General features: G+C 60.9%; 17 protein-coding genes. 10 read left to right on the top strand and 7 right to left on the bottom strand.

The window, feature by feature from the left end:
* Positions 1-532 precede the first annotated feature (532 nt).
* The 3 genes from DWA01_RS12005 to DWA01_RS12000 all read right to left on the bottom strand — a co-directional run bounded on the left by DWA01_RS12005 (position 533) and on the right by DWA01_RS12000 (position 2,267).
* Complete coding sequence (locus DWA01_RS12005) at positions 533-1,174, bottom strand: DUF1638 domain-containing protein (RefSeq protein ID WP_114286078.1); 642 nt, start codon at positions 1,172-1,174, stop codon at positions 533-535.
* A gap of 23 nt (positions 1,175-1,197) precedes the next feature.
* On the bottom strand, positions 1,198-1,365 hold the full coding sequence (locus DWA01_RS23135; protein WP_160116033.1) for a hypothetical protein: 168 nt from the start codon (positions 1,363-1,365) through the stop codon (positions 1,198-1,200).
* 203 nt (positions 1,366-1,568) lie between these two features.
* Positions 1,569-2,267, bottom strand: coding sequence for a corrinoid protein (locus DWA01_RS12000; protein WP_114286077.1), 699 nt, complete (start codon positions 2,265-2,267; stop codon positions 1,569-1,571).
* A 256-nt stretch (positions 2,268-2,523) separates the two neighbouring features.
* Between DWA01_RS12000 and DWA01_RS11995 the strand changes: the two genes are divergently transcribed.
* Positions 2,524-3,600, top strand: a complete 1,077-nt coding sequence (locus DWA01_RS11995) for a PA0069 family radical SAM protein (protein WP_235008533.1) — start codon at positions 2,524-2,526, stop codon at positions 3,598-3,600.
* A gap of 112 nt (positions 3,601-3,712) precedes the next feature.
* On the opposite strand, the gene bmt is transcribed toward DWA01_RS11995, so the two are convergent.
* The 3 genes from bmt to DWA01_RS11980 all read right to left on the bottom strand — a co-directional run bounded on the left by bmt (position 3,713) and on the right by DWA01_RS11980 (position 7,612).
* Positions 3,713-4,726: a betaine--homocysteine S-methyltransferase gene (gene bmt, locus DWA01_RS11990; protein WP_114286075.1), complete on the bottom strand. Its 1,014-nt coding sequence runs from the start codon at positions 4,724-4,726 to the stop codon at positions 3,713-3,715.
* A gap of 92 nt (positions 4,727-4,818) precedes the next feature.
* Positions 4,819-6,795, bottom strand: a complete 1,977-nt coding sequence (locus DWA01_RS11985) for a phosphatidylglycerol lysyltransferase domain-containing protein (protein ID WP_114286074.1) — start codon at positions 6,793-6,795, stop codon at positions 4,819-4,821.
* Positions 6,796-7,297: 502 nt separating this feature from the next.
* Positions 7,298-7,612: a DUF1476 domain-containing protein gene (locus DWA01_RS11980; protein ID WP_114286073.1), complete on the bottom strand. Its 315-nt coding sequence runs from the start codon at positions 7,610-7,612 to the stop codon at positions 7,298-7,300.
* A 158-nt stretch (positions 7,613-7,770) separates the two neighbouring features.
* Between DWA01_RS11980 and purC the strand changes: the two genes are divergently transcribed.
* The 7 genes from purC (at position 7,771) to DWA01_RS23600 (ending at position 18,863) form a co-directional block, all read left to right on the top strand.
* Positions 7,771-8,535 carry a phosphoribosylaminoimidazolesuccinocarboxamide synthase gene (gene purC, locus DWA01_RS11975; RefSeq protein WP_114286072.1) on the top strand — a complete coding sequence of 255 codons (765 nt, stop codon included), beginning with the start codon at positions 7,771-7,773 and terminating at the stop codon, positions 8,533-8,535.
* Between the two features lie 11 nt (positions 8,536-8,546).
* Entirely contained in the window at positions 8,547-8,789 is a 243-nt protein-coding gene (gene purS / locus DWA01_RS11970; RefSeq protein WP_114286071.1) for a phosphoribosylformylglycinamidine synthase subunit PurS, read from the top strand.
* Positions 8,790-9,276: 487 nt separating this feature from the next.
* A complete protein-coding gene (gene purQ / locus DWA01_RS11960; RefSeq protein ID WP_114286069.1) occupies positions 9,277-9,945 on the top strand; it encodes a phosphoribosylformylglycinamidine synthase subunit PurQ in 669 nt (222 codons plus the stop codon).
* Positions 9,946-10,648: 703 nt separating this feature from the next.
* Entirely contained in the window at positions 10,649-12,439 is a 1,791-nt protein-coding gene (locus DWA01_RS11955) for a sensor histidine kinase (RefSeq protein WP_114286068.1), read from the top strand.
* A gap of 22 nt (positions 12,440-12,461) precedes the next feature.
* Positions 12,462-13,799: a sigma-54-dependent transcriptional regulator gene (locus DWA01_RS11950; protein WP_114286067.1), complete on the top strand. Its 1,338-nt coding sequence runs from the start codon at positions 12,462-12,464 to the stop codon at positions 13,797-13,799.
* A gap of 35 nt (positions 13,800-13,834) precedes the next feature.
* Positions 13,835-14,302: a GNAT family N-acetyltransferase gene (locus DWA01_RS11945; protein ID WP_235008534.1), complete on the top strand. Its 468-nt coding sequence runs from the start codon at positions 13,835-13,837 to the stop codon at positions 14,300-14,302.
* 811 nt (positions 14,303-15,113) lie between these two features.
* A complete protein-coding gene (locus DWA01_RS23600; RefSeq protein WP_235008532.1) occupies positions 15,114-18,863 on the top strand; it encodes an Rne/Rng family ribonuclease in 3,750 nt (1,249 codons plus the stop codon).
* Positions 18,864-19,091: 228 nt separating this feature from the next.
* Here the strand turns inward: DWA01_RS23600 and DWA01_RS11930 are convergent, their stop codons facing one another.
* Positions 19,092-19,328 carry a sulfurtransferase TusA family protein gene (locus DWA01_RS11930; RefSeq protein WP_114286066.1) on the bottom strand — a complete coding sequence of 79 codons (237 nt, stop codon included), beginning with the start codon at positions 19,326-19,328 and terminating at the stop codon, positions 19,092-19,094.
* Positions 19,329-19,454: 126 nt separating this feature from the next.
* Between DWA01_RS11930 and DWA01_RS11925 the strand changes: the two genes are divergently transcribed.
* Both DWA01_RS11925 and DWA01_RS11920 read left to right on the top strand, forming a co-directional pair.
* Positions 19,455-20,705 (top strand): hypothetical protein, encoded by a 1,251-nt coding sequence (locus DWA01_RS11925; RefSeq protein WP_235008531.1) that lies wholly within the window; start codon positions 19,455-19,457, stop codon positions 20,703-20,705.
* Complete coding sequence (locus DWA01_RS11920) at positions 20,702-22,051, top strand: cytochrome P450 (RefSeq protein WP_114286065.1); 1,350 nt, start codon at positions 20,702-20,704, stop codon at positions 22,049-22,051. Before DWA01_RS11925 ends, DWA01_RS11920 begins: the two co-directional genes overlap by 4 nt.
* Position 22,052 lies beyond the last annotated feature (1 nt).

Here is a 22,052-nt window from a genome sequence, read left to right as displayed (position 1 = left end):
ACCTGGGAGGCGATCGTTGATGCCTGTTGCGATGCCTGGAACCGCCTGGCCGCTGAAACCGGGCGCATCAAATCAATCGCAACGCGAAACTGGGCAACCACCGGTCAATGATTGGGCGGGTTGGTATTACAAGTGCCTCACCATTTTCTCCGGTAATCGGAAATCGCGGCCGTATTGCATGTGGCGTTGCGCCCTGCGCCGCCCCGCAGTCGTCAGTGTGGCGCCAGCAGTCTGGCGTCGCGCCCGGCATGGTGCAGGATCTGGTGCCAAGCCGCAAAATCGCCCCGCCCCTTATCCCGGCACAGGTGGCGCTCCCGCCCGTCGCAACCGCATCACAGATGCGCCGCTCCCGTTGGGCCGCGCCGGGGCTTGCGCCCCGGCGGCCCAGCGCAGGGGCGGGGCAGGCGACCCGGCAGTCGGGCAGCGACCTGCGCCATAGCGGTGGGGGCAGGCGAGGACGCCTGCTGCGCTGCGCAACGGGCTGGCGCCACCGATCGCATGGCAGGGGCGTGGCGCCCCGGTCCGGCGGTGTTCAGCGTGCCGCCCAGTCCTTCAGGGTGCGTTCCATATCACCATAACCGGTCATCCGGCGCTCAAAGACCAGGCCCAGTTTTTCCGCACAGGCCTCAGCGCGCGCGGTCAGCGCCGCATCTTCGGTCTGTGCCAGATAAACCAGCTTTTCATAATTGCCGAAATACATCTCAAGCAGCTGCGGATGGCGGTCCAGCCCCATGGGTTTCCAGACAAAAGCGTCAAACTGGCGGGCGAGAAAATCGGTCAGGTAAAACGAGGTGATCTCGTGCTCCGCGCGTTTGAGAAACACGTCATTGCCGTCAAAAAAGGAATAACAATGCGGACCCGGCACCAGTTCAACCCCCATCTCGGCGCAGGCCGCCTGCAGCAGCCCGCCGGTGCCGCAATCGGCATAGACCACATAGATCTGGTCATAGGCATCACGGTGTTTTGCCACCGCCTCGCGCACCGCATCAGTGATCTTTTCCGGATAAATATGCAAAATCGCCGGCAGGCAGGTCAGATCCATATGATGCCAGCCGTTCAGCTTTTTCAGCGCGAGGATTTCGCGTGCCAGCGCGCCACAGGCGATCAGCAACACCGAACCTTTGCCGCTGGCGCGGATGCCGTCCTGGGTCAGGGTGGAATCATCTGGTATCATCGCGCTGACTTTCCCGGGCAGAGTTAACTGAACCGCGAGACGATCCAGCGAAATGCCAGCGCCGCTGCGATCAATGCCGGCAGGGCAATGGCAGTGAAGGCTTTCGGACTGACCATGCTGGCCAGGCCCACCGTCAGGGCGGCGGCCAGTACGACGGTTCCGATGATCAGTAACATACGACCTGCAGGCATCACAAATCCTCCTTGCCGTATATGTGGACCGTGTCGCGGCGCAAACAAGGCCGTATCGTCTCAGAGGCAGAAACACGCCTGGGGGCCGGGGCCGATGGCGGGGCGGAAGACGTGTGCAAGTGGAGATGTGCCTGAACAAGCGGCGTCCGCCGGGGTAATACAGGGGGCCGCAGCCCCCCGGATCCGATTACAAGACAGCGGGCTTAACCGGCCATCTGATTGTGTTTGCGGTCCATAAATTCTTTGGCCATATCCACCGCAACCGCCGCATCACGGCAATAACCGTCCGCACCAATTGCCTTGCCAAACTCTTCGTTCAGCGGCGCACCCCCCACCAGCACGGTGTAATCGTCGCGAATGCCTTTCTCGATCATGGTGTCGATCACCACTTTCATATAGGGCATCGTGGTGGTCAGCAGTGCCGACATGCCAAGAATCTGGGGTTTCTCGCGTTCCAACGCTTCCAGATAGGCCTCAACCGAGTTGTTGATGCCAAGATCAACCACTTCAAAACCGGCGCCTTCCATCATCATAGACACCAGGTTTTTACCAATGTCATGGATGTCGCCCTTGACGGTGCCGATCACCATCTTGCCTTGCTGAGGCGCGCCGGATTCCGCCAGCAGCGGTTTCAGAATGGCCATGCCACCCTTCATTGCACCCGCGGCCAGAAGCACTTCCGGCACAAACAGAATGCCGTCGCGGAAGTCTTCGCCAACCACTTTCATGCCGGCCACCAGCGCTTCGGTCAGAACCTTGTAGGGCTCCCACTTGCGGTCGAGAAGGATGGTGACACCTTCTTCGACTTCTTCCTTCATGCCATCATAAAGGTCGTCATGCATCTGCTGGACAAGCTCGTCGTCGGGCAGTTCGCTCAGGATGATATCTTCTTCGTCAGACATTGGGCTCTCCAATGATGGCACTATGGCACGTTGGTATTATACTAAGTGATGCGGCGGATTGCGCTGGCGGTCTTCGCCAATTGCGACATGGAATATCTCACAAACGACGCAAGTCCGGCGCGCGCGGGGAATTGCAAATGTTCCGGTTTCGTTCTACATTGCGAACATGAGCGTATTTAAACATTCCAGGCAGAGTTCCGGCGGACACAGGCCGGTCCAGGCGGGCGGTGGCCGGAGCCGGGCCGGATCTGCGCCGGTGGCCGGGCTGAGTCCGGGGCTGCGCGCTGTTGGCCGCGGAGTGGCCGGCAACAGCACCGGGCGCTTTGAAAACCAGACGCGGGTGCCGCTTGATGACGGCTGGGACATTGAGGAAGACGACCGTATTCTGCGCACCGAACTCAGCTTTGAAACCCCGCGCAGCGTGATCTCTTATAACAAATCGCCCGATATTCCTTTTGACCGCTCGATCAACCCCTACCGTGGCTGCGAACATGGCTGTGTCTATTGCTTTGCCCGGCCCGGCCATTGTTATCTTGGCATGTCTGCCGGGCTGGATTTCGAAACACGGCTGATCGCCCGGCCGGAGGCGCCGCAGGTGCTGGCGCGCGAGCTGCGGGCGAAGCGTTACAACGTGGCGCCGATCGCCATTGGCACCTATACCGACCCCTATCAGCCGGTGGAGCGGGAACAACGCATCATGCGCGCCATTTTGCAGGTGTTGTCGGATTTCAACCACCCGGTGCAGATCACCACCAAAGGCAGCCTGGTGGAGCGCGATATCGATATTCTTGCGCCGATGGCAGAACGGGGGCTGGTGGCGGTCGGCGTGTCGTTGACCACGATGGATGCCCGGCTGTCGCGAAACCTTGAGCCCCGCGCCCCGGCACCCCGGCGCCGGCTTGAAATGATCCGCAACCTGGCCGCTGCCGGCATTCCGACCCGCGCGATGATCGCCCCGGTGATTCCGGCGCTCACCGATCATGAAATCGAAACGCTGCTGGAACAGGCGGCGGGCGCAGGGGCATCCCATGCCGTGTTTATCCTGCTGCGTCTGCCCCATGAAGTCGCTCCTTTGTTTCAGTCCTGGCTGCAAAGCCACCATCCGGACGCGGCGTCCCGGGTGATGGGGCGGCTGTCGGATATGCGCGGTGGCAAAGCCTATGATGCGGATTTTGCCCAACGTATGAGTGGCACCGGCCCTTTTGCCCAACTGATCGCGGCCCGGTTTTCCCTGGCGTGCAAACGGTATGGGCTGACCCAGGGCCGCGAGACCCTGCGCAGTGATCTGTTTGCCTGCCCGCCCGAAGTGGGCGACCAGTTGTCTCTGTTCTGAACGGCGGCCCGCAGCCTGCTGACCACGGCGCCCCGGCTAACAGCGCCCTGACTACAGCGCTCTGGCCGCAGCCTGCTGAATGGCTGGCCGCGACGGGCCAGCCTGTCTATTCTCAGCCGCGGCGGCGGTTGCGCCGTGGCTGCGGCGCGTTGGCATCATCGCCGGTGCCGTCTGAGACGGAGGAAAAACCACCGAGCGTATCGGCAATCAGTTCCAGCGACGGGCGCGGCCCGCGCGGCGTGTTTTCAAGCGCTTCTTTCATCGCCCGCAGGTGATCGGTGGTGGTGCCACAGCAGCCGCCGATGATGGTGGCGCCACAGTCGCGCGCCAGCACCGCATATTTCGCCATCAGCTCAGGTGTGCCGTCGTAATGGATGTGCCCATCGTGGTATTTCGGGATGCCGGCATTGCCTTTGGAGATGATCGGCAATTCGCTGCCCTCAGCCGCAAAACCCAGAATGGTGCGCAGCAGATCAGCGGCGCCAACCCCACAGTTGGCACCAAAGGCCAGCGGTGTCAGATGCAACTCGGTGACCAGCTTGGCCATCGTCGCCGAGGTGATGCCCATCATAGTGCGCCCGGCGGTGTCAAAGCTCATGGTGCCACAGAACGGCATATCCGCCAGTTTCGCGGCTTCGGCAGCGGCTTTGAACTCTTCCGCCGCAGAAATGGTCTCCACCCAGAACACATCGGCGCCACCGGCTTTCAGACCGTCCGCCTGCTCGTGGAACATTTCCACCGCAGAGGCATAAGTCAGCGTGCCCATTGGTTCCATAATATCGCCGGTCGGCCCGACAGAGCCGGCGACAATTACCGTGCGTCCGGACTTGTCAGCCACATTGCGGCCAATCTCGGCGGCGGCTTTGTTCAGCTCATGTACCCGGCCCTGCGCATTGTGCAGTTTCAGCCGCGAGGCGTTGCCGCCAAAGGAATTGGTCAGGAAAATATCGCTGCCCGCGTCCACTGCGCCCTGATACAGCGCGGTGATCTTGGCCACCTCATCCACATTCCACAGCTCAGGCGCATCGCCGGACTGCAGTCCCATGTTGAAAAGTGTGGTGCCCGTGGCGCCATCGGCCATCAGCCAGTCGCGGGTTTCAAGCAGGCGGGAAAGAGGATTTGTCATCGGTCAGGTCCGTTCAATGCGGGGCATGCCCCCTGTTACCCCCCACATGGCATGGCAAGGGGGGCGAGGCAAATTCAAAATCGTCATAACCATTATGAATGGACAGCAGATCCGTGGTCCTGTCCAGGACTTCCGCCCTTGCGGGTGGCCTTGCACCGGCATGGCGGCGCGGTGATCTGGCGCAGAATATCCAACCCGGCCAGCACCAGCCCGGTGTGCGTCGGCGCCGCGATATAAAGGACATCCCAGTTTGGCGCAAAAGCGGATTTAAACCGGGTCAGCCCGCCAGTGCCAGAGGCGCGCGTGAAGCGGCTGCGCATGGCGCTGAGCAGCCAGGGCGTGCCGGCATCATTCTGTTCACAGGGTGCCGCCGCAAGCGACAGCCTGGGCACGCCCAGCCTGGCGGCGGTCTGCAGCGCATGCACCACCAGCGCCTGCATAGTGCCCGCCGGCGTGGTATCGCCCTGACGCATCAGATCAAGTGTCAACTCATCCCGGCTCTCATGGAAGGTGACAAAACCCAGCAATTCATTCTCTGCACTCCAGGCCAGAAAGACCCGCTGGCAGCTGACGTATTGCGGACAAAACACCCCCATGGAAAAGCCGCGCTCCGCGCCGTGGGCCTCAACCCAGCGCCGGGACAACTGCTCCATCTGCTGCAAGGGCAGGCGGCGGCCGCCCTCAGTAATATGCACCCCGGCGTCGGTCGCTTTGCGCAGCAGGCGGCGCAACTGGCTGCGTTTTGCCCCCTCAGTGCTAAAATCCCGTGGGCAGATCCAGGCCTCCCGTGCCACCGGCAGTACAGACCAGCCAGCCCGGCGCGCCGAGGCGGCCATGCGGGTGCCACATTTATACAGCGCCGGCTGGCGGAAGCGTGCTTTGGCGGCGCGCTCCAGAATTGCGCGGCTCTCGCCGGGGTCACATTTCTCCTGCAGCGGGTCAGACAGCATCACCAGCGACTGGCCCAGCGGCGCCGCCAGCGCCGTCGGACGGCCGGCAGCACTTTCCAGCAGCGCAAAATTTCCCTGTCGCAGCAGGTTGGCCTCGGCGCGGGGTGCGCGATACAGCAGCGCCTCAATTTTCGGCGGCAGATAGGGGCTGTTAAAGCGTGTCAGCTTTGGCGCGGGGAACCGGGCCGGGCCGCGTGGCCCCCGGATCAGCAAAGCGGCGGCCAGTGCGGCGGGCAGCAGGTAATAGACCGCCCGGAACGCCACAATCGCCGCCAGCAAAGAGGCCGGGTCCACCGTGGGCAGTTGCGTCAGCATGCACATTTCAAATGGGCCGACCCCACCTGGCGTGGCGCCGAGCAGCCCGGCGCCCAGTGCAATCAGGTAGGCGGTGAGCAGCACGCCAGGGGCAATCTCCACCCCGGCTGGCAGCAGGATATAAAGTGCCGTCCCCGCCAGGACGGTGTCCATCGCCGCCAGCATGACCACTGCAAGGATTGCCCGCAGCGAGGGCGGGGAAAATCGTGCCAGCCAGCCTGGCGGCCACAGAGAGACAACGCCAAGGAATACCGCCACGCCAAGGGCTGCGGCGGCCAGCGGGCGCGCAAGGGGCAGCGGTGGCTGGAATATAAGCACGGCGATCGCCACAACGACAGACCAGCCGGCAAGGAAAGAAAGCGAGACCGCCACCGAAACGCGTGACGCCTGCCACAGGCTCAGCTCTGGCAACATGCGCCAGCGCACCAGCGCGCCGGTGACCGGGCCAAATCCCAGCGTTTGCGCAAGTGCGATGGCGGCGGCACCAGAGCGTCGTGCGGCGCCGGTGTCGATGCCGGTGCCCAGTTGGCGGTGCAATACACTGTCATAGCGCCCCACTGCCCAGAAACTACCGGCGGAGGCCAGCGCGGCCAGTGCCCATTGCGCCGGGCTGACACTGCTCAGGGCGTTGCCAATCGCGGGTATATCCAGCTCGGCCAGTTTGTGGCGCAACATCCAGGCAAACAGCGCCACCACGGCAAGCGGCAACAACTGGCGCAGGCCCAGGCGCCACAGATCCGGGCGCACTGCCGGGCTGGCAACAGAGGAACTGGCCACAGAAGTATTGGCTATAGAGTGTTTCATATCCCACGCCCCACGCGATTTGAACTGATGGGGCAAGGTTACAACGGATGTAATCTACGCCCTGTTAACAGTTCCAATTGTAATGATTTTGCAGCTCATCTGACCGCCTGACCGCCTGCCTGCGCGACCGCCTGTCTGCCCGACCGCCCGGCGCAGCGACGCAAAGCCGGCGCGCCCGCAGTGATGCAGTGCGTGCCTCAGGACCCCGGCGTGAAAGATCCTGCCTCTGAATACGCGGCCCGGGGCAGGCCGGGGTAGGCAAGAGCGGGGCAGCCAATGGCGGGGAAGCGAGGTCGCAGGCAGGGCAGACAGGGCAGACAGGGGAAGAGCGCGCAGACATGGGAAAGATGGCGTAGCCCGGGCAGGGCTGCCACAGGTGGGGCATATGGCGGATCTGTCTTGCGGACGGATGCTCGTATCCGGTCCCGCAGCCGCATTCATCCGGCCGTGGTCACGCAGGCGCATTCCTCCGGGCGCTGTCGCGCCGGCCAGGACGCAGCGCTCAGTCCTGGCGGCTCAGCTCTTTCATCGCCAGTTCAAGGAACTGCTGCCGCTTTTCGCGCACCTGATCGCCGAATCCGGAGCTGCCCAGATCGGCGCAGACTTTGCGGATCACATCTTCCGCGCCGGGTTCTTCCAGGTCTGATGCCATCACTTCCCGGGCGTATTCTTCGGCCTCAGGGCCGGATTTGCCCTCGATATCAGCCGCCCAGAGACCCAACATTTTATTGGCCCGGGCTTCGGCTTTGAACTTTAACTCTTCATCATGCGCGAATTTTTTCTCATAGGCGCGTTCTCGTTCGTCAAAAGTGGTCATAACGCAGATTACTCCCTCTGTTGCACGCCTGGTCCAGTAAAGACCTCAACGGAGGCCGGAGCAAGTGATTTGGCCTTCTTGCGGCGCTGCAACTCTTCGCCTATACGGGCGTCCTGAAGGCCGTGTTTCCCGTTGCGGCCAGAACATGCGGAGTTCCCATGGCACGGCGTAAAAAAATCTACGAAGGCAAAGCCAAGATCCTTTATGAAGGCCCTGAGCCCGGCACCCTGGTGCAGTATTTCAAGGATGATGCCACCGCGTTCAACGCCGAGAAAAAAGACGTGATCGACGGCAAAGGTGTGCTGAACAACCGGTTGTCGGAGTTTTTCATGACCGGGCTGAACAATATCGGCGTGCCCAATCACTTTCTCAAACGGCTGAATATGCGCGAACAGCTGATCCGCAGCTGCGAGATTGTGCCGCTGGAAGTGATCGTGCGCAACTTTGCTGCCGGTTCAATGGCCAAACGGCTGGGCATGGAAGAAGGCAGCCAGCTGCCGCGCCCGGTGATTGAGTTTTCCTATAAGGATGACTCGCTTGGCGATCCGCTGGTGCCGGAAGAATATATCATGGCCTTTGGCTGGGCCAGCCAGCAGGATATGGATGACATTGTGGCGATGGCGCTGCGGGTCAATGATTTCCTTGCCGGGGTGATGTTTGGTGTCGGCATCAAGCTGATCGATTTCAAGATTGAATTCGGCCGGGTCTGGGAAGGCGATTTCATGCGCCTGATCGTTGCCGATGAAATCAGCCCTGACAGCTGCCGGCTCTGGGACATCGAGACCGGCCGCAAACTGGACAAAGACGTGTTCCGTCAAGATCTCGGCAGCCTGTCGGATGCGTACAGCGAAGTGGCGCGCCGTCTCGGTGTGCTGCCTGGCAATGTCACCACCACCAATACCAAACCCACCCTGGTCAACTGAGGACTGCTGCGATGAAAGCCCGTGTATTTGTAATGTTGAAAAACGGTGTCCTGGATCCTCAGGGCGAAGCAGTGCGTCACGCGCTGGGATCGCTCGGCTTTGACGGGGTGGACGGTGTCCGCCAGGGCAAGGTGATTGAGCTGACGCTGAGCGAGAGCGATGAGGCGGCCGCGCGCAGCACCGTCACCGAGATGTGCGAAAAGCTGCTCGCCAATACAGTGATCGAAAGCTACCGCATCGAGCTCTCCGCCTGAGCGCCTGACGGCGGTCCCTTCACGGGGTCTGCCGGAGCGCCTGTCAGAGGGCTTGCCTGTGCCAGTGTCGCGAGATGTCGTGGCACGGGGGGCAGGTACAGCGCCGATGACGGGGCAGGCGGCAGCGGCAGCGCTCCCGCCCGTCACGGTCCCATCGAAGATGTGACCAGTCCCGTTGGGCCGCGCACGGCGCGATGCGCCGTGCAGGCTACTGCCGCTGCTGGCGCGCCCGGCTTGCGCCTGGTGTGCGCCCCGTTCGCGTCAGGTGACGCCCGCCGGGCTGTTGCCGCCATCGCCACACACAGATGTGGTGCATATCACCGCAGTTGCCGGGTCCGGCAGCCGCAACTCCAGCCGCACCAAAACCACCGGACCCGGGCCGCGCCCGGAGCCAGGCCCGCCAGAGGCCAGCGTGAGACCGACCAGAGATTGACCGGCCGCCGGCACCCGCCCGCGCAGCCCGCACCAAGCCAAGAGGGATGACCCTATGAAAGCCGCCGTCATTGTATTTCCCGGATCCAACTGTGACCGGGACCTTGCTGTTGCACTGGAGCGTGCCGGCGCTCAGGTGGAGATGGTCTGGCACAAGGAATCGGACCTGCCGTCAGACATCGATATGATCGCCATCCCTGGTGGCTTTTCATTCGGCGACTACCTGCGCTGCGGCGCCATTGCCGCCAATTCGCCGATCACCCGCGCGGTGGTCGCCCATGCCGGGCGCGGCGGTTATGTGCTGGGCATCTGCAACGGCTTTCAGGTGCTGACCGAAACCGGTCTGCTGCCGGGCGCTCTGATGCGCAATGCAGGTCTGAAATTCACTTGCCACACCCAGGAGCTGCTGGTTGAGACCGAGGCGTCTGATTTCACCTCTGGTTACAGCAAGGGTCAGACCCTGCGCATCCCCGTGGCGCATCACGACGGCAATTACAACGCGGATGAGGCGCTTCTGGCGCGGCTGAAAGGCGAAGACCGCATCGCCTTCACCTATGGCAATAACCCCAATGGCTCCGTCGCGGATATCGCCGGTGTATTGTCGGAAAACCGCCGGGTTCTGGGTATGATGCCACATCCGGAGCGGGTGGTGGACACGGCCCATGGCAGCACCGACGGTGCGCCTTTGTTTGACGCTTTGGTGAATGCGGTGGTTTCGGCCTGAGGGGAGACCTGAGGCCGGCCCGCACCAGAACCACAGGTTGAGAGATCAGGCGGGGCCGGCAAATGTCCGGTGCCCGCCTTTTTTGCGGCCTCTCCCCTAAAATATTCGCGTGTCCTCATATCGCGTTGCTTGGTTCAGAGCCCAAACAGCGGTCCGGAAGCGCGAACGCACCTGACTCTGGCGGGGGGTGGGAAACACCTTCGCGCGGGGCGTGAGACGCGTCATGGAATGATCCGGGGGATCAATTCAGGTGCAAACGGGCGGGGCCCTGCGGCAGGCGCAGCCCGGCGCTGTCGGGCCAGGTAATGATCGTGGGTCGGCTGTGTTTGTGATGGCCAGCTAACCTGGATTTCAGACATCGCGGAAAAATACCGTCCAGCACTGGCAAGGCACAACTGTAGCAGCGCCCGGTGGCGCCGTGCATCGCTGGTACCGCGTGTGCCACGGCATTTTGGACCGCTGCGCAGTTTTCAAACTCTGCGGTTACAGGATCCCGCCCGGTTTGCTTGGTACACCTGGCCCACGCTGCGCGCCTCGTGGCCATTGCTCGCTTTGCCACACGTCTCAATTTCCGGATCTGCCACCGGGCAAAACCGGCTTTTTACAGTGCTGACAACATCTTGATCAGCGGTCCTTCGCCTTTAACAATTTGTTTTGCCAGCATCGGCTTGAGCCTCGCCGCCCTGGCGCCTAGATTTAGCACATGAATGACACCGCAAAATCACCCGCCGGCACCTCCGGCCCGCCCGCAGATGAGGATCTGAACGGCAACGGCACCCTGTCGCTTGGCGGCCGGCTCGCTGTGCTGCTGCTGGTGGTAATCGCGGTGTCGGTGATCTGGGTCACCAACCGGCTGTTGTCCGAACGCTTCACCGATCACACCCGCAACCAGGCCATCGTGCGCCAGACCCTGTATTCCGGCAACCTGCTGTCGGAGCTGCAGCGAAATTCCATCGTGCCGTTGCTGTTGTCGCGCGACCCGTCGCTGATCGGCGCACTGGCCTCTGAAGATTTTTCCCAGACCTCGCGCCGGTTGATATCTTATATCGAGGAAATTGGTGCCGCCAGCCTGATCCTGCTGGACTCAGACGGGCGCGTGGTGGCGGCCACCAACCGCAACCTGATCGGCACCAGCTATCGCCAGGCCCGGTATTTTGTGAACGCGCTGCGTTCCAATGATACGGTGTTTGAAACGGTAGAAAATGCTGTCGGCGGCTTTGAATTTATCTATTCCCGCCGCATCGAAAACAGCGGTAAACTGGCCGGTGTGATCGTGGTCGAAGTGGACCTGCACAAGTTTGAAACCAGCTGGGCGGGCATCTCGGGCGCGGTCTTTGTGGCCGATTCATCGGGCCGGATCATTCTGTCGACAGAACCGCGCTGGCGTGGCAAATCTGAAAAAGAGGCGCTGGCGATCCGCTCGGCCCCCAGCGCGATTGAGCGCGCGATCCAGGCCACCAGCGACTGGAGCGCCACCCCGCCCGATGCCTACCTGTCCGGCGAAGCGGTGATGCGGATGGAAAACCGCATCGCCTTCCGTGGCTGGCGCATCACCACCTTCACCACCTATACTTCGGTGCGCGAACGGGTGAATGCGGTGCTGTCACTGGAAATCATGGGCTTTGCCATCCTGCTGGCGCTGACCTTTTATCTCACCACCCGGCGCGCCATATTCCGCGCCGGGAAATTTGCCCGCGAATCCGCCAGTCTGCGGCAGCTGAACGCGGCGCTTCAACGCGAGATCACCTCGCGTGAACGGGCGGAAAAACACCTGAAAGTGGCGGAGCAGACCCTGGCGCAAAGCTCCAAACTGGCCGCGCTTGGCGAAATGTCCGCTGCGGTCAGCCATGAGCTCAACCAGCCTCTGGCGGCGATGAAAACTTATCTTGCCGGGGCCAAGCTGCTGTTGCAGCGCCGCCGCCCGGATGAAGCCCTGTCCTCGTTTCAGCGTATCGATGATCTGATCGAGCGTATGGGGGCCATCACCCGTCAGCTGAAAAGCTATGCCCGCAAAGGCGCCGATGCGCTGCAACCGATGGACGTGCGCAAATCGGTGTCCTCGGCGCTGGCGATGATGGAGCCGCAGTTGAAACTGCGCGACGTTGAGGTGGTCTGCAACCTGCCGCGCGAACCGGTGCTGATCCTGGGCGATCAGCTGCGGCTGGAACAGGTGCTGATCAACCTGATGCGCAACGCGCTGGATGCCACCAAGGGTGAAGACGACCCGATCATGGAAATCCTCGTTGTGTCTGGTGACAGCGCCTCGATTCAGGTGCGCGACAATGGCGATGGCATCGAGGATTTCGACGCGTTGTTTGAACCGTTCTACACCACCAAATCCCCGGGCGACGGCGTTGGATTGGGTCTGGCGATCTCTTCTGGTATCATTGCCGATCTCGGGGGCCGTCTGACCGCGCGTTCTGCCCCGGCAAAAGGGGCAATTTTTGAAGTCTCGCTGCCGATTTTAGAGAGTAACACCGAGGCGGCCGAATAGGCCCCGATTAAAGGAATACCCCATGGCGAATGCTATGAAAATTGCGATTGTTGACGATGAAAAAGACATGCGCCAGTCGATCAGCCAGTGGCTGGCCCTGTCGGGATTTGACACCGAAGCCTTTGCCAGCGCTGAAGATGCGCTCAAAACCCTGGGGCCGGAATACCCCGGCATCGTCATCACCGACATCCGCATGCCTGGCATGGACGGCATGCAATTTCTGAAAAAGCTGATGAGCCAGGACAGCGCGCTGCCGGTAATTATGATCACTGGCCATGGCGATGTGCCGATGGCGGTCGAAGCGATGCGGGTCGGCGCTTTTGATTTCCTTGAAAAACCCTTTAACCCCGACCGGATGACCGAGCTGGCAAAAAAAGCCACCGTCACCCGTCGCCTGACGCTGGACAACCGGGCGCTGCGCCGGGAACTCTCCGACGGAACCGGGCTGATGAAAAAGCTGATCGGCTCCAGCCCGGTGATGGAGCGGCTGCGCGAAGACATTCTCGATTTGGGTCAGGCCGACGGGCATGTGCTGATCGACGGCGAAACCGGCACCGGCAAAACGCTGGCCGCCCATGCGCTTCACGCGGTTGGCTCGCGCGCCGGTAAAAAATTCGTCACCTTCTCCTGCGCCGGCCTTGAAGAATCTGCGCTGGCGGCGCGGCTGTTTGAACCGCTGGACGACGGCGGCATTGAACTGCCGCTGCTGGAAGTGGCGCGCGGCGGCACCCTGGTGCTGGAAGATATCGAAGCGCTGCCGCTGGCGCTGCAAAGCCGGCTGCTGGCCTGGATCGACGGTCAGGGCACGCCGCCCGAAACCCGCATCATCGCCATCTGCAACCTGCAGGAACAGGGCAAAACCTGCGAAAGCGCCCTGCGCGCGGATCTCTATTACCGGCTGGCGGCGATGAAAATCACCCTGCCGCCGCTGCGCGCCCGGGGTGAAGACATCCTGTCGCTGTTCACCTCCCTGTCGGAGCAGTTTTCCGAGGAATACGGTTGTGATACGCCGGACATTTCCGCTCAGGAAGCCGCCCAGCTGCTGCAGGCGCCCTGGCCCGGCAACATCCGCCAGCTGATCAACGTCTCTGAACGCGCCGTGCTGCAGAACCGGCGTGGCTCCGGCTCCATCGCCTCTCTGCTGATGGCGGAAAGCGACGAAAATGAGACCACTATGACCACCGAGGGCAAGCCACTCAAGGAATATGTCGAAGCCTTTGAGCGCATGCTGATCGACAACACCATGCGCCGGCACAAAGGCTCGATCGTCAACGTGATGGACGAGCTCTGCCTGCCGCGCCGCACCCTGAACGAAAAAATGGCGAAATATAACCTGACGCGCTCAGATTACCTGTCGTGAGTGCGGGTTCCCGCGCGGCAATATCTTTGCCACAGGTGAGCCTGGTGGCGCTTGAGCAGGGCGCGTTCGCGCCCTGGTGTGCCCATGTCACCCGCGAATACGCCGCCGATAAAGTGGCCTCGCTGGGCATCGCCCCGGAAGATGCGCTGGTTATGGCGGCGCAATCGATGGTCAGCGCTTTGCCCCAGGGCTGCGCCACCGCCGGCAATTTCATCTTTGGGGTGGAGAACACCGCCGGTGATGCGGTCGGTACGCTCTGGTATGCGCTGCAGGATCAATGGGGTGTCTGCACCGCCTTCATCTATGACATCGAAATCGACCCCAATCACCGCCGCAAGGGGTATGGCGCCGCCACACTCGCCGCGTTTGAGGCCGATGCGCTTGCCCGCGGTGCGGCGCGCCTGGCACTCAACGTGTTTGCCCATAACCCCGGCGCCCAGGCGCTTTATGAGCGCGCTGGCTACGCGGTCAGCAACGTCACCATGGGCAAAGTACTGGTGTGAGCAGGAAACGGGCTTAATCCGGAACACCGACAAAACTCCCAAGCGGTCTTCGTTTCGCACGGCACCGCCGGGCCGTGCCTGACCTTCCCCCGGGAAGGCGCGTTACGCCTCCCCAAGCTCAGGCGCTACCCTTGTGCGGGGGCAGGCGTGGTCCTGGTCTTCTTGCGCCGGGGCGTTGCGCGGGGTGCGTTTCGCAAACGGTTGCCTGTGTCGCGTTGAGTTGCCGGGGCGGGGCAGGCGGCTTATCCCACTGTTCTCCCGCGCCTATACATGGGTTATACATGGCTTATGCGCCACTTATCCCCAACTCCGGACCACTGGTAAATCGCGCCGCTGCGGCCGGTGCGGACGCCGCCGGGGCTTGATGGCGTATCAAAGATAGCTGCCACTTCTATGATATTGCCCATTGTATTTGCGCCCCATTCACCCTTATGTTGAGCCATAAGGACAGGTGCGCGAAAAATCACCCACAGTCCCAACTTAGATTCGCTGATCCTCCGGGTTCCGTGCTGGCGCAAACCAACCCGCCGCCGCCCGCAGATCAGACCGATAGCGCCGCAAGGCGAGTGACAACGCCGCAAGGCATAAGACGTGCCCGAATGCCGACAGGCCGGGCCTTGAATGGATGTCCTGATAACAGGATGTCGGAGAAACACGCGATGAAACGCGCTGAGGCATTGAGACAGCAGGAGAGGGCCCGACCGGCCCACCTGAACCTGTGCCGCGCTTCCCACATCGCCCCTATTGATCACCTGCAAACTGCGACGCGCCCTCCGGGGCAGCGGCGTGACGTGCGGTGCCGGAACCAAACATGGCTAAGAAAATGCTTATCGACGCCACCCACGCGGAAGAGACCCGCGTTGTGGTGGTGGATGGAAACAAGGTCGAGGAGTTCGACTTTGAATCTGAAAACAAACGCCAGATTGCTGGCAGTATCTATCTTGCAAAAGTAACACGGGTCGAACCCTCGCTGCAGGCCGCCTTTGTGGACTATGGCGGCAACCGTCATGGTTTCCTGGCCTTCTCAGAGATCCACCCGGATTATTATCAGATCCCGGTTGCTGACCGCGAAGCGCTGATGGCCGAAGAACGTGCCTTTGCCAAAGCGCAGGATGAAGAAGACGAAAAACCCGCTAAGCGGACCCGCACCCGGCGCACCCGCAGCCGTGGCAAGCAACGTGGTGACGAGCAAACGGATACCAAATCTGAGGTGAGTGCCGCCAGCGCCGAGGCAACGTCTGCCGATGCGGCCACTGCGGCTCCGGCCCAGAAATCCATCGGTGGTATGGATGTGGTTGAGCTCGACGGCGCTGACGAAGATACGCATGGCGCAGTGGATGCGCTGTCGCCGGATTTTGCGGCACAGGACACGGCTGATGTTGCTGCGGAAACACCGGCAGACGCGCCGGCACCTGTCGCAGCGGACGTCAAAGCAGAAGAGCCCACAGCTGAGGCCGAAGTCAGCGCCGCTGCCCCGGTTGAGGCTGAGGCCGTCAATTCTGACGATGTGACGTCCGAAGAAAGCACCACAGAAAGCGACGCTGCAGAGGACACCGCAGCAAGCGTATCTGATGACAGTGCCTCTGAAGACACCAAATCTGACGAAGATAAATCCGGTGGCAGCACGCCCGATGTGATTGCCCAGGATTCCAACAACGATGATCCGGTGATCTCTCAGGACGCGGTGCCCGCCGATCAGGTTGCGGCAGAAACTGCGGCACCAGAGGCCGGCGCGGAAGAAAAAACCGACGCGGCTGCAGATGCTGCAGCGATCGAAACCGTGTCTGAAGGTGCGGAAGCGCCCGCAGAAGCCGCAGCAGAAGAGGTTGCCGCTGAGAGTGCAGATACTCCGGTAGCCGCCGACACCGTTGCAGAAGACTCTGCAGTTGAAGTTGCCGCCGAAACGGCAACTGAAGCCGCCACGCCTGAAGTGGCCGCCGAGGCTGCCGCTGAAACCACCGCAGACGTCGTAGCAGATGACAGTGCTGACAAAAGCACCGATGACGACAGCAATGACGTTGCCGCAGATGCTGGTGACGACGCCGATGGAGACGACAGCGACGATGGGGATGACGACGACGAGGACGACAAACCGTCTGATGCGTCTGAGAAAGACGACTCTATCGAGTCCATCGCCGAAGAAGACGTCCGCGAAGAAATCCGTCAGCCGCGCAAACCCCGTCCGCGCCGCTACAAAATCCAGGAAGTCATCAAAGTCCGCCAGATCCTGCTCGTGCAGGTGGTCAAAGAAGAGCGTGGCAACAAAGGCGCCGCCCTCACCACCTACCTGTCGCTGGCCGGTCGTTATTGTGTGCTGATGCCCAACACCGCGCGTGGTGGTGGCATTTCCCGCAAAATCACCAACATCGTCGACCGCAAGAAACTGAAAGAAATCGCCGCCGAGATCGATGTGCCTGATGGCGCCGGTCTGATCATCCGTACAGCCGGGGCTGCACGCACCCGTTCGGAGATCAAACGCGATTATGAATATCTGCAGCGGATGTGGGAACAGATCCGCACCCTGACGCTGAAGTCTATCGCTCCGGCGAAGATCTATGAAGAAGGCGATCTGATCAAACGTTCGATCCGCGATCTTTATAACAGCGACATCGACGAGGTGTTTGTTGAAGGCGAAGACGGCTACCGCATCGCCAAGGACTTCATGAAAATGATCATGCCGTCCCATGCCAAAAACGTGAAACGCTACGACGAAGGCCTGCCTTTGTTTGCGCGCTACCAGGTCGAAGCCTATCTTGGCGGCATGTTCAACCCGACCGTTCAGCTGCGCTCCGGGGGCTATATCGTCATCGATGTGACCGAAGCGCTGGTGGCAGTGGATGTGAACTCCGGTCGCGCCACCAAAGAAGGCTCGATTGAAGAAACCGCGCTGAAAACCAACCTGGAAGCGGCGGAAGAAGTGGCGCGCCAGGCCCGGCTGCGCGACCTCGCCGGTCTGATCGTGATCGATTTCATCGACATGGAAGAACGCCGCAACAACACCGCGGTTGAAAAGCGTCTGAAAGACAAACTCAAAACCGACCGTGCCCGTATTCAGATCGGCCGCATCTCCGGCTTTGGCCTGCTCGAGATGAGCCGCCAGCGTCTGCGCCCCGGCATGCTCGAAGCGACCACCCAGCCGTGTCATCACTGCCACGGCACCGGGCTGATCCGCTCGGACGACAGCCTTGTGCTCAATATCCTGCGGCAGCTGGAAGAAGAGGGCACCCGTCGCCGTTCACGTGAAGTGCTGCTGACCGCGCCGCTGGCGATCATCAACTATCTGATCAACAACAAACGCGAAAACATAGCCTCCATCGAATCCCGCTACGCCATGTCGATCCGGATTGAAGCCGACCCGTCGATGATCTCGCCCAATTTCACCATTGAGAAGTTCAAAATCGCCACCCGTGTGGTGAAAGAAGTTTCCACTGCCGTGGTCTCGGTTGACAGCAAACTGATGGATGCAATTGACGAAGAAGACGCCCGCGCCGCAGATGTCGCTGAAGCCGCAGATTTCGCCGTCGAAGCCGCCCGCGACGCAGGTCGGGGCCAGGAGCGTCATGAGCGTGATGAGCAGCAGGAGCGTCCGGACCGGCAAGAGCGTCAGGACCGACAGGACCGACAGGACAGCCCAGTCGCAGCCGGGGAAGAAACCGACGACGGTGAGCGTCCGAAAAAACGCCGCCGTCGGCGTCGGCGCCGGAAATCCGGCAATGGCGAAGGCACGGAGGCCGCGAATGTTGACGCGCAGGCGGCAAATGATGCGGACAGTTCTTCTGCCGCTGAGGCTGCTGCTGAACAGCCCGCAGAGGCTGCGCAGGAGGCAGAGATCGCACCTGCAAGCACTGAAACTGAAACCGTTGCGGAAGAGGTTAAAAAACCTGCCCGTCGTCGTGGCCGCAAACCACGTGGTGCCGCAGCCGCTGTAGCAGAAGTAGCCGCTGAGGTTGCCGCTGACGCGACTGCAGCGACCCCGGCTGATACGACTGGCGAAGCTCCGGTTGAAGCGGTGGCAGAAGCCGAAGCAGCACCTGAGGATGACAAGCCGAAAAAGCGCGTCACCCGCAGTCGCTCACGGACCAAAGCCAAACCCGCAGTGGATGCGGTTGAGGGCGAGGCCGCAGCGGCTGAGGCCGGGCAGCCTGCAGCGGAAGCAGAGAAACCTGCGCCGAAAAAACGCGCGCCGCGCAAACGCAAACCCAAAGTGGCCGAAAAAGTTGCTGAGTCAGTTGCTGAAACTGCGGCAGAAGCTGTGGTAGAAACTGCGGCAAATGTTGCTGTGGAAGCGGTGCCGGAAGCTGTCGCCGTGACCACCGCTGCGCCTGTAAGCGAAGCGCCGGCCACTGAAGCTGTTGCCGCACCGGCCCCGGCAGAACAAGTCACAGAAACGGTTGCGGAGCCTGTTGCTGAAACAACAGCGGCCGCGCCTGCTGTCACTCCGGTGGCCGCAGAACCTGTCGCTGCCGAAGCGGTGGTACAGGCGGAACCGGAGGCGGCCCCCGTGGTTGTCAAAGAGGACGCCAAGCCCAAACGCAAAGGCTGGTGGTCGCTGGGCCGCTAAAGCGCGCCGACGGCTGAAATGAATAAAGGCGGCCCTGACGGGTCGCCTTTTTCATGTCTCGTATATTTACGGAGGGCATCGCGGTAGCACGCAGCACTCAGAGCACACAGTGGGAATGTTCCTGATTCGTATCCGCTATTGCACAACCCGCAGCACAATTTGTGCAATTTTCACATAAGTTCGCACCCGTTAACGGATTCATCCGGTGACGCCCGGCCAGGGACAGGTTCAGCCTTTGCGGATGATGTAGCGCCGCACCAAAGCGCCCGGCGTTGCCAACTCACTGGAGACCAGCGTATGATCGGCCTCATAGCAATAGTGCGGCATGTCGATCACCGCCGCCGGGTCATCGGCCAGCACGCAGAGAACCTGGCCAGAATGTAGTGACTTCAACCGCTTGCGGGCTTTTAGAACCGGCAGGGGGCAGAGAAGCCCGATGGCATCAATTTCATCATCAATTGTCATAATCCACTGATAATCCGCCGGAACACCCGCTGTCCACCACCTTGTGACCCACAGTCTGGCGACCTGTCGTAACGCGGCCTTACTCTGGACCAGATCTTGCGTTAGTCTCAGGGCAAGAGATTGATAATGGGCGAAATAAATATGGGGCAGGTGCAGCAGGTCACGCGACGCCGGGTGTTTTATATCCCGGGTTATGATCCGATTCACCCACGCCGTTACCGCGAGCTTTACCGGTCTGAAAGCCGCGACCAGGCGGCGATTTCCGGCTATGAAATTGCGCTGAAAGCGCGGCAGTCCGCAGGGCCGTATAGCTGGCATGTAAACGCGAAGATCGACGGGCAAGGTGTTGACACCATTGTGGAAGTGCTGGTTTGGTCGGACATTGTTCGTGCCAGCATGAAGGGCTCAGTTGCCGCGACCTATGGCCAGCTTTGCCGCACCGCCTGGACCTATATTTCCACCGGAGCGCTGCGCCGTTTGATGTGGCTGCGCAAAGGCCCGGTACTGGCGGCGCTCTACCCGGTTGGCGCGCTTATTCTGCAATTAATGTTCGCGCTGCTGCTCGCGGGTCTGCTTTATAATACAATCACTTATGGTGCAGTGTTTGCACCGCAATGGGTTGAAACTCCGCTGCGTCTGGCCGGGCTGGTGGCGGCGTTAACTCTTGGCTGGGGCGTGCTGGACTGGTTCCGCCGCCATGACGGCAAGTTTTACGTTTACTATCTGATGCATGATTTTTCGTTTTCTGCTCGCTGGAACGGTGCCAATCCAGCGCCGCTCGAGACCCGGATGGCGGAGTTTAAATCCATTATAGCCAATGCGTTACACGACGAAGTTGATGAGGTTTTGGTGGTGGGGCATTCCTCCGGCGCTCATCTGGCCGTGTCCATCCTCGCCGATATGAAGCGCGAAGGGCTGATCCCGGCACAGGGGCCGGAACTCGCTTTTCTGTCGCTCGGTCAGGTGGTGCCAATGATGTCTTTCCTGCCCGAAGCAAAACGCCTGCGGCGGGATCTTAACACACTGTCAGTGCTAAAAAATCTGACCTGGGTCGATGTCACCGCGCCCGGCGACGGTTGTGCTTTTGCCCTGTGTGACCCGGTGGCGGTGTCCGGGGTTGCGACCCCTGGTAAAAAATGGCCGCTGGTGATTTCAGCGGCCTTCACCCAGACCCTGTCGCCCCTGCGTTGGAAACAACTGCGCTGGCGCTTTTTCCGGCTGCATTTTCAATACCTTTGCGCTTTTGATCGCCCTGGCGACTATGACTATTTTCACATCACTGCCGGCCCGGTCACCCTGAAAACCCGCTATGAAAATCGCGCGCCGTCAAAAAGCCGCATTGACGTGGCTGCCTCGCCTTATACCACTGTATTATGATCCCGCCCAAACCCGCTTCCCGCCCGGAGAAAACCTCGCTGTTGCGATATATGCGATTGTTTCGGCAGGATATTTTGTCGGCGCAACCCGCGAAGCTATACCGGGCCTGGATGGCGGAATTCCGCACCCCGTTTTTTCGCAGCTACCTGGCCAATCAGCCCGAACTGATCCGGTTGGTGTTGAAAGAACGCCCGATGGACTTCCCAAAATCCAACCGGGTGCGGGAAGGGCTGAAGCCACTGCTGGGAAACTCGGTGTTCTTAACCAATGGCGAGACGTGGAAACGACAGCGCCGCATTATTGATCCTGCTTTTGAAGGCGGCCGTCTGCGCGACACATTTCCGGCGATGTTGGCGGCGGGTCAGGCGGCGGTGGAACGGCTGACAGGAGCCACTGAACCCGTTGATATCGAGGCGGAAACCAGCCATATCGCGGCGGATGTCATTTTTCGCACCCTGTTTTCGATCCCGATCACCGATGGTGTCGCGTCGGAGGTGTTCCGTCAGTTTCGCGACTATCAACGCGTCCAGCCACTGCTGAATATCGCCGCGTTTGTCCCGTTGCCACACTGGTTTCCGCGCTTTCACAAGCGCAAAACTAAAGATACCGCACGTTCTATTCGTAATTTGATCCGGCAACTGACCACAGAACGGATGGAGGAAATCAAAGCTGGCACCGCACCTGATGACCTTGCCACCAAGATTATGACCACTAAAGATCCGGAGACTGGAAGAACCTTTGACACCGAGGAAATGGTTGATCAGGTTGCGATTTTTTTCCTTGCCGGCCATGAAACAAGCGCCTCTGCGCTGGCCTGGGCGCTCTATTTGCTGGCCGTTAACCCGGAGAGCCAGCAACAGGTGGCGGCCGAATCAGCTGCGTTTAACGCAGAACCCGGGTTTTCCCACCTGTCCAAACTACGGTTTACCCGCGATGTGTTTCGCGAAACCCTTCGGCTTTACCCGCCGGTGCCAATGATGGTGCGCGAGACTATCCAGCCGGAAACATTGAGAAATCGCCGCGCGCCTAAAGGATCACAGATCGTGCTCAGCCCCTGGCATCTGCACCGCCACGAACGGCTGTGGCACCGGCCGGATGAGTTCGTTCCACATCGTTATCAAAGTGAAAACGGAAAAACCTGTCTGCGCGAAGCTTTCATTCCGTTTTCCGCCGGACCCCGCGTTTGCCCGGGCGCTGGATTTGCTATGGTTGAAGGCCCATTATTGCTGGCGATATTGGTCGGTGTCTTTGAAATTACCGCCACCAATACACCCGTGCCAGTGGCGCATTTGACCGTGCGGGCCAAAGACGGAATTAAGCTGAACCTGCGTCCGAGACAGCGGTGAC

Origin of the sequence: Candidatus Halocynthiibacter alkanivorans (genome assembly GCF_003333265.1) — a bacterium.
Classification (GTDB): domain Bacteria; phylum Pseudomonadota; class Alphaproteobacteria; order Rhodobacterales; family Rhodobacteraceae; genus Halocyntiibacter_A; species Halocyntiibacter_A alkanivorans.
Note: the sequence above shows the minus strand (reverse complement) of the source record. Positions and strands in the feature narration are given on the sequence as shown.